Source organism: Arthrobacter sp. TB 26 (assembly GCF_000427315.1).
GTDB lineage: Bacteria > Actinomycetota > Actinomycetes > Actinomycetales > Micrococcaceae > Arthrobacter.
The window spans coordinates 1-6,828 of the sequence record NZ_AUPJ01000217.1 but is presented as its reverse complement, the minus strand read 5'-3'; the positions used below and the strand labels follow the sequence as shown (position 1 = coordinate 6,828).

Here is a 6,828-nt window from a genome sequence, read left to right as displayed (position 1 = left end):
CCGCCGTTGCCCTGTTCTTCTTCGGCATGGGCATCGGGCTCTGGGACGTGTCCCAGAATATTGAAGGCGCCGACGTCGAACACCAGCTCGGGCGCACTATCATGCCGCAGTTCCATGCCGCCTTCAGCGGCGGCGCCTTCCTGGGCGCCCTGATCGGCGCGGGTCTGGCGGGTCTGGGCGTCGGGCTGCCGGCGCACCTGCTGGTCATCGCCGTCATCGTCGCCGCACTGACCATGCTTGCGCCGCGCTACTTCCTGCCGCACACGCAGGCCCCCGCGCCGGCGGCCGGGGAGACCCGGGAAACCAGGGGGCCCTCGGCCTGGCGGGACGGACGGACGCTGCTGATCGGCGTCGTGGTGCTGGGCGCGACGCTCACCGAGGGCGCCGGCAATGACTGGATCGCGAAAGCCGCCGTGGATGGCCTGGACGCCACGGAGTCCACCGGTGCGCTGCTGTTTGCAGCCTTTGTCCTGGCCATGACCGCGGTGCGCTTCTTCGGCGGCCGGGCGATTGACGCCTACGGCCGGGTGCCCGTGCTCCGTGCCAGCATGGCTGCCGCCGCCGCAGGGCTGGGGATCTTCGTCCTGGCCGGCGACTTCTGGCTGGCCACGGCAGGCGCCGTGCTCTGGGGCGCCGGGGCCGCCCTCGCGTTCCCGATGGGAATGTCGGCCGCGGCCGACGATCCCAGGCACGCCGCCGCCCGTGTGTCCGTGGTTTCGACGATCGGGTACATCGCGTTCCTGGCCGGCCCGCCGCTCCTGGGCTACCTCGGGGACCTGGTCGGCATCCGGCTGGCGCTGCTGGCTATCATGATTCCGATTCTGGGTGCGCTGTTGCTCGCCGGCGCCGCGAAGCCCTTGCGCGCCAGCTAAGCAACCGGCGGGCGTCTCCATTTTCCTGGATGCATCCATTCTGGAAGGAGAGCCAGAGCAGGAGCACCACCGGGACCGCCAGGGACACGCCGCCGACGGTGTCCACGATCCAATGGGCGGACAGGTAGGTGCGGCTGACCATCATTGCCAGCACACCAAGCCCCGCGAGCACCGCTCCCCAGGCGCGGCCCACAAGGAGGGCCGCAACCACCAGGAACGCCGCGGTACTTGCCACATGGCCCGAGGGGAACGAGCCGGTGTCGGTCAGGACAATTGTGTTGTCGGGCCGGTCGCGGAGGATGCCCGCCTTGAGGATCTGGGTGAAAATCAGGACGGCGGCGCCGGCAGCAGCGGCGAAGGAGGCCGCCTGCGGGCGTCTCCGCAGCAGCAGGGCCACGACGAGCAACCCGTGCAGCACCAGGACGCCCCGGTAGCCGGCCAGGTTGAGGAAGCCATTGAGGCCGTCCCAGAACGGACTGCGCAGGGACGTGATCCAACCGGCCCAGCCCTCGTCCAGGCTCTGGAAAGGGGGCTGTCTTACGTCCGCCAGCAGCAGTCCCCCGAGCACCGCGCCCAGCGTGAGCAGGACGGTACTGGCCGCGAGCACGCGGCCTGCTGACAATCGCTGAGGGTCCAGCACTCGGGTCATCGCCTCATCCTAGCCAACCGATCGCCAGGCGTGCTGGCACGCTGCTGCCGGGCCCTGCCGCCACGGGACGTTCGGCGGTTCCACCCGCGGCTGACGGCCCAGCGGCCCGCGCCGGCAGTATGGTGGTCGGATGCGAAGCATGCTGAGGAAGGCGCCGGGGCGGCTGGAAACACTCGACCGAAAAATCGTACGCGCCGTGTCCAACCTCCCCGGGGGCAACCACGACGAGTTCTTCCGGCGGCTTTCCGCGGCGGCGAACAAGGGCAAACTCTGGATCGGCATCGCCGCCGTTATGGCCCTGTTCCCCGGGCGCACGAGGCGTGCTGCCCTGCATGGGGTGCTGGCGCAGGCCGTGGCCTCCGCGGTCACGAATCTCGGGTTCAAGACCTTGCTGCCGCGGGCCCGTCCGCTGCCGGAGCACCTTCCGGCGTTCAGGTTTGTCCACCCCCAACCCACGAGCTCCTCCATGCCTTCGGGCCACTCGGCCTCGGCCGTGGCGTTCGCCCTCGGCGTCGGACTTGTGCGGCCGCCCCTCGGCGCGGCGCTGGCACCCCTTGCCGCGGGCGTCGCCTACTCGCGTGTCCACACCGGAGCCCACTGGCCCTCGGATGTCTTCTTCGGATCGGCAATCGGGGCAGGGGCTGCCATGGTCACACGGAAATGGTGGCCGGTCCGGCCGCCCTTCCCCGGGGTCCGGCGGACCGCCGTGAAAGCCGCCGGGCTTCCGGAGGGTGCAGGTCTGGGCATCGTGGTCAACACGCTGGGCGGCTCCTACGCGGAGGAAACCGCAGCAGCCCTCCAAAAGGTATTCCCCAAGGCGCATATAAAGGAAGTTGCCCAGGACGAGGACCTCGCGGAGGAGCTCGCCCGGGTCGCCAGCNNNGCCGGTCCGGGGCCGCCGCCTTGGGTGTCTGGGGCGGGGACGGAACCGTCGGGACGGCGGCCGCAGTCGCCGTCGAGCATTCCCTCCCGCTCCTGGTCCTGCCGGGCGGGACCCTGAACCACTTCGCCCGGGACGCCGGAACCCCGACGCTCACGGCCGCCGTCGAGGCCGCGACCAGGGGGGAGGCGGCGCGGGCGGACCTTGGCCTGGTGGCCGTCGAACGCGGACTCCCCGACAGCCCCGAACTGGTGCACCTGACCATGCTCAACACCGCGAGCATCGGCCTCTACCCGAACCTGGTCCGCCGGCGCGAATTGCTCCAGCCGGCACTTGGCAAACCCCTGGCCGGGGTCGTCGCGATGTTCCGGACCTTCGCCGCGGGGACGCCCACCACCCTGGTCGTGGACGGGGTGCGGCACAAACTCTGGATCCTGTACATCGGCCGCGGACGGTATTACCCCCGCGACCATGCCCCGCTGGTCCGCCCGGTCCTGGACGACGGCGTCTTCGACCTCAGGATGATCACCGCGGACGAATCCTTTGCCCGGCTCCGGCTGCTGTGGTCCGTGCTGACCGGAACAGTCGCGACGTCCCGGATCACCCACCTCAGCGAAACCAGCAGCATCCGGGTGGAACCGGGGGACACCACCATGGTGCTCGCGGTGGACGGCGAGGTCATGCCGGGGGTGCGTGGTGTCGAATTCTCGGTCCTGCCCGGCGCCCTGACGTACTACTCGCCGGCCTCCTGAAGCCTGCCCTGTCATCCTCCCGGACTACCCTGATTCGACCCTGAATCATCCCTGAGAACGGCGAATCCGGTCCTTCGCCTCGGTAGCGTGGTGGGTACACCATCCCCATCTGCTACGCAAAGGAACGCTTCCATGATCGAAGCACGAGGCCTGACCAAGGTTTACGGCAATAAAACCGCCGTCGCCGGAGTCAACTTCACCGTCGAAGCCGGCCGGGTCACCGGCTTCCTGGGCCCGAACGGAGCCGGCAAGTCCACCACCATGCGCATGATCATGGGGCTGGACCGGCCGACGTCGGGCACCGTCACCGTCAACGGCACCCCGTTCGCCCGGCACGCCGCGCCGCTGCGCGACGTCGGCGCCCTGCTCGACGCCAAGGCCGTCCACACCAGCCGCTCCGCCTACAACCACCTGCTCGCGATGGCCGCCACGCACAGCATCCCCAAGAAACGCGTGCACGACGTCATTGAGATGACGGGGCTGGCCGACGTGGCCAAGAAGAAGGTGGGCGGCTTCTCGCTCGGCATGGGGCAGCGGCTCGGGATCGCCGCAGCGCTGCTCGGCGACCCGCAGACCGTCATCCTGGACGAGCCCGTCAACGGCCTGGACCCGGAGGGCGTCGTCTGGGTCCGCAATCTGGTCAAGTATCTGGCCTCCGAGGGGCGCACGGTGTTCCTCTCCAGCCACCTGATGAGTGAAATGGCCGTCACCGCGGACCACCTGATCGTGATCGGCCGCGGCCGGATCATTGCCGACGCGCCGATCCAGGACATCATCAGCGGAAAGGGCCAGATCCGCACCCGCGTCCGCACCGACCAGCCGGACCAGCTCATGCGCCTCCTCGCCGGAGACGGCGTCTCCGTGGAGCTGCAGGACAACGATCTGCTCGAGGTCACGGGCCTTGATCCCCGCGGGATCGCCCGCGCGGCCCTCGACAGCCGCGTCATGATCTACGAACTCACCCCGCTTCAGGCCAGCCTTGAGGAGGCCTACATGGAACTGACCAAGGATGAGGTCGAATACCACTCGCTCATCACAACGGGCGCTGCCGCCCCTGTCCAGACCGGAGGCAACTAAGCCATGAGCTCCACAACTCTTGACCCCTCCCGCCGCGGCGCGCACGCCGGCGACGTCCCTGCCGGCACGATGTCCGGCACCAGCACCGGCCCCGGCCCCAGTTTCCTCCGGGTGCTGAACTCCGAATTCATCAAGTTCCGCACCCTCCTGTCCACCGTGATCCTGCTTGGCTGCACCGTCCTGGTGGTGGTCGGCTTCGGTGCCCTCTCCGCGTGGGGAACCGGGCAGTTCTCTGAGGCCGCGGCCACCGACCCGCAAGCGGCAGCAGCCTTCGCCGCCCAGGGCGGGGACCTCGCCGTCGGCGTCCCCACGTCCGGCATCGCGTTCGCCCAGTTGATACTGGGTTCGCTCGGCGTGCTGCTGATGAGTTCCGAGTTCACCACGGGCATGGCCCGCTCCACCTTTGCGGCCGTCCCCAAACGGGTCCCGGCGTACGCCGCGAAACTGCTCGTGGTGATGGTGACGGCATTCGTCCTCACGGCGGCCTCCGTGTACCTGGCTGGCCTCGTGTCGCTGCCGATCCTGGACAACTACAACCTCAAGCTGGATCTCGCCAGCTCGCAGTCGGTGAAGATGCTGCTCGTCAACAGCCTCTACGTCGCCGCCGTCGCCGCCATCGGCATGGCCCTGGGCTCGCTGATCCGCAACTCCGCCGGCGGCATCATGAGCCTGGTCGGGCTGTTCTTCGTGGCACCGATCGCCTTCCAGCTGATCCCCGGCGACTTCTTCGTCGAGGCCCGCAAGTACCTGCCCGGCAACACCGTCGAACCAATGACGGCCGTGCAGCATGTCCCGGACACCTTGGAGGCCTGGCAGGCCGCCCTGGTGCTCGGCGCCTGGGTCGTCGTCCCGGTGGTCCTGGCAGCTGTGCTGCTGAAAAGGCGCGACGTCTAGGCACCCCCGTCTAGGCTCAGAGCATGATGGATGCAGTTTCAGTGAAGGACGCGCCCGCCGGCCAGGCTGACGCGTCCTTCGCTGAAATCACCGCCCGGCGCCGGGGCCGGATCCGGCGCTACCTGTTCCAGCATCCGCGGGCCATGGATGCCGTTGTTGTGGCCTGCTACCTGCTTCTGGTTATCCCCACTGCCGTCGAATCGGTGCGCGACGGCGTCTGGCCGGCCGCCGTGCTCCTCGCGGCCGCCGCGGCGGCGCTGCTGTTCCGGCGGAGCCATCCGGTACCGGTGGTGGCCGTGGTTGCGGTGCTCGAAGTGGGGGTGACCCTGCTGCATCCGTGGGGTTCCAACGTCGCCGTCGGGCTGTGGTTTGCGCTCTACCCCGTGGCAGTGGCGCGCAGCCGGCGGTTCGCGCTGGTGTGCCTGACGGCGGCCACCGCGCCGCTGGTGTTCCTGTACCTCCTGCTGGCCGTTGGTCCTTTGGACGGCAGGCTTCCGGACATGGGAGTGAACACTCCGGAGAACTTCCAGCTGATCAGCAGCATCGCCGCCGGCATCAGCATCACCCTCTCCAACGTCATTGCCACCGGGCTCGGCGTCTCGGTCCGGCAGCGGCGCGAGCACGAGCACGAGATTGCCGCCTGGGCCGCGAGGGCCACGCGGCTCGGGTCCGTCACCGAACGCAACCGCATCGCCCGGGAAATGCACGACATCGTGGCGCATTCCCTCACGGTGATGATCAGCCTTTCGGACGGCGCCGCCGTCGTGGTCAAAAAGGACCCGGCGCGGGCGGCCGAGGTACTCGGGGAACTCTCCCGCACCGGCCGCACCGCACTCGCGGACATGCGGCGCGTCCTCGGCGTGCTGCGCGACGACTCGGCCGACGGCCAGGCTCCGCGCGAACCGCTCGTGGCAGGGGACAACCTTGGCAAACTTTTGGGGGGCTTCCGCACCGCCGGGCTCCCGCTGCACTACACGCACACCGGTCCCTCGCTGCCGGACGACGCCGCGTTCCAGCTGACGGTCTACCGGATCGTGCAGGAGTCGCTGACGAACGTGCTGCGCTACGGCCGTTCGCTGGGCCGGGTGGACGTGGCGATTGTCCGGGACGGCTCGACGGTCACCATCGACGTCGTCGACGACGGCAAGGGCACCGTCGACGCCGGCGGCACGGCGGCGGGGTCCCGGGGCTCCGCCGGGACCGTGGGCACGGGCCAGGGCCTTGCTGGGATGCTGGAGCGGGCCCGTATCTACGCGGGCACCGTGGAGGCCGGACGGAGCGGCGATCACGGCTGGCGCGTGCACGCCGTCCTGCACTGGAACGGCGAGAACGGAAAGTAACGGCAGATGAGCCAAGGGGAACCGATGAGCGAGACCGGACCGATCCGTATCCTGCTGGTGGATGACCAGCCGCTCCTGAGGATGGGGTTCCGCCTGATCCTGGAGGGCGAGGACGATCTGAGGATCATGGGCGAGGCGTCCGACGGCGCCGAGGCCATCCGCCAGGTCCGCGACCTCGAGCCCGACGTCGTGCTGATGGACGTGCGGATGCCGGTGCTGGACGGGATCGAGGCCACGCGGGCCATCACCGCATCGGGTGCCCACACCAAGATCATCATCCTCACCACCTTCGACCTCGACGAATACGCGTTCGCCGGGCTCCAAGCCGGGGCCTCCGCCTTCCTGCTCAAGGACGTGGCGCCCG

At 69.3% G+C, this 6,828-nt stretch carries 6 protein-coding genes and 1 pseudogene; 6 read left to right on the top strand and 1 reads right to left on the bottom strand.

Annotated elements, in window-relative coordinates; genetic code table 11:
- On the top strand, window positions 1-872 hold an 872-nt coding region (locus K789_RS0107700), incomplete at its 5' end, for an MFS transporter (protein WP_024366255.1).
- Here K789_RS0107700 and K789_RS0107695 read toward each other — a convergent pair.
- Window positions 808-1,494: a phosphatase PAP2 family protein gene (locus K789_RS0107695; RefSeq protein ID WP_157835674.1), complete on the bottom strand. Its 687-nt coding sequence runs from the start codon at window positions 1,492-1,494 to the stop codon at window positions 808-810. The two genes, K789_RS0107700 and K789_RS0107695, sit on opposite strands and share 65 nt — an antisense overlap.
- A 157-nt stretch (window positions 1,495-1,651) precedes the next feature.
- On the opposite strand from K789_RS0107695, the pseudogene K789_RS22585 reads away from it, so the two are divergent.
- From K789_RS22585 to K789_RS0107670, 5 genes and pseudogenes are all read left to right on the top strand, one after another.
- Window positions 1,652-3,153, top strand: a pseudogene (locus K789_RS22585) (bifunctional phosphatase PAP2/diacylglycerol kinase family protein).
- Between the two features lie 132 nt (window positions 3,154-3,285).
- Entirely contained in the window at window positions 3,286-4,230 is a 945-nt protein-coding gene (locus K789_RS0107685; RefSeq protein ID WP_024366254.1) for an ABC transporter ATP-binding protein, read from the top strand.
- A gap of 3 nt (window positions 4,231-4,233) precedes the next feature.
- Window positions 4,234-5,124, top strand: a complete 891-nt coding sequence (locus K789_RS0107680) for an ABC transporter permease (protein WP_024366253.1) — start codon at window positions 4,234-4,236, stop codon at window positions 5,122-5,124.
- A gap of 23 nt (window positions 5,125-5,147) precedes the next feature.
- Window positions 5,148-6,464 (top strand): sensor histidine kinase, encoded by a 1,317-nt coding sequence (locus K789_RS0107675; RefSeq protein ID WP_024366252.1) that lies wholly within the window; start codon window positions 5,148-5,150, stop codon window positions 6,462-6,464.
- A gap of 24 nt (window positions 6,465-6,488) precedes the next feature.
- Window positions 6,489-6,828 (top strand): response regulator (locus K789_RS0107670; RefSeq protein ID WP_024366251.1); only part of this gene is annotated, 340 nt, incomplete at its 3' end.

Coding starts and splice junctions, on each gene's coding strand:
- K789_RS0107675 (WP_024366252.1), top strand. CDS start 5,148: ATGATGGATGCAGTTTCAGTGAAGGACGCGCCCGCCGGCCAGGCTGAC.
- K789_RS0107685 (WP_024366254.1), top strand. CDS start 3,286: ATGATCGAAGCACGAGGCCTGACCAAGGTTTACGGCAATAAAACCGCC.
- K789_RS0107680 (WP_024366253.1), top strand. CDS start 4,234: ATGAGCTCCACAACTCTTGACCCCTCCCGCCGCGGCGCGCACGCCGGC.